At 47.5% G+C, this 1,170-nt stretch carries 1 pseudogene; it reads left to right on the top strand.

Going from position 1 to position 1,170, the window contains the following annotated elements:
• Nucleotides 1–1,127 (top strand): annotated as a pseudogene (locus ABID29_RS12255) (IS3 family transposase); the annotation flags it as partial.
• Nucleotides 1,128–1,170 lie beyond the last annotated feature (43 nt).

Raw genomic sequence — 1,170 nt, 5'->3', positions numbered from 1 at the left:
CAATTGCGAAATATAATGTCTCCTACCAACAGGTCTATTCCTGGGTTCGGAAGTTTGAAAAGGATGGCAGTCAAGGACTTCTGGACCGCCGTGGGAAAGGGCTTGAAACCAAGCCAAATCTCACGCCAGAGGAAGAGCTCCAACTTAAAATCAAACAGTTGGAAGAACGCAATCGTTACCTTGAAATGGAGAACGGATTGCTAAAAAAGTTGGAAGAAATCAGACGGCGAAGCCGACGGTGAGACAGGGGCGCCATCTGGAAACCTTTCAAGCCATCAAGGACTACGCTGATGAACACGAGGACTGTTTCATCAACTCCCTTTGTCGGCTCTTAGGCGTATCCCGTTCAGGCTACTACAAGTGGCTCAAGCACCAAGAGACCGCTTCAGAAACAACCAATCAAGCCCTGATGGCAACCATCAAGGAACTCCATGCCAAGTATAAGGGGATTCTAGGCTACCGCCGGATGACACGGTTCGTCAATCGTCAGCTAGGAACCAATTACAACAAGAAACGTATCCGTCGTTTGATGCGCATCCTCGGGATGTCATCAGTTATCCGCAGGTCTCGTGCTTACTGTACCAAGAGCAGTTTTGTCAACATTGAAGAGAACCTGCTCAATCGAGAATTTATAGCTGATGCACCGAATCAGAAGTGGTGTACCGATGTGACTTTCTTGCCATATGGTTTAGGCTGTAAGGCTTATTTGAGTGCCATTAAGGACCTCTATGACGGCTCAATTGTCGCCTACCATATTAAGCCGGCACAACGACAATCCCCTCGTGATGGAGAACCTGCGAAAGGCGATGGCGGCTAATCCAGGTGCCAGACCGCTGCTCCATAGTGACCGAGGTTCCCAGTATACCTCCAGAGAATACCGTATGGTGACCAACCAACTTCAATTGACCAGATCCATGTCACGGGTTGGTAAGTGCATTGACAATGCGCCAATCGAGAGTTTCTTTGGGCACTTTAAGACCGAGTGCTATGACTTGAAGACTTATAAGACCTTCGAGGAATTAGTAGACGACATCGACGCCTACATTTATTTTTACAATCATGAACGGTTTCAAGAGCGCAACAACGGCCTTGCCCCTCTTGAAATGAGGAACAAGGCCGTAGCTTAAATCTTTTATTATTTGATTGTCCACTTGACAGGGAGCAGTTCAA

The organism is Streptococcus rupicaprae (genome assembly GCF_040545225.1).
GTDB classification, from domain to species: Bacteria; Bacillota; Bacilli; order Lactobacillales; family Streptococcaceae; genus Streptococcus; species Streptococcus rupicaprae.
Note: the sequence above shows the minus strand (reverse complement) of the source record. Positions and strands in the feature narration are given on the sequence as shown.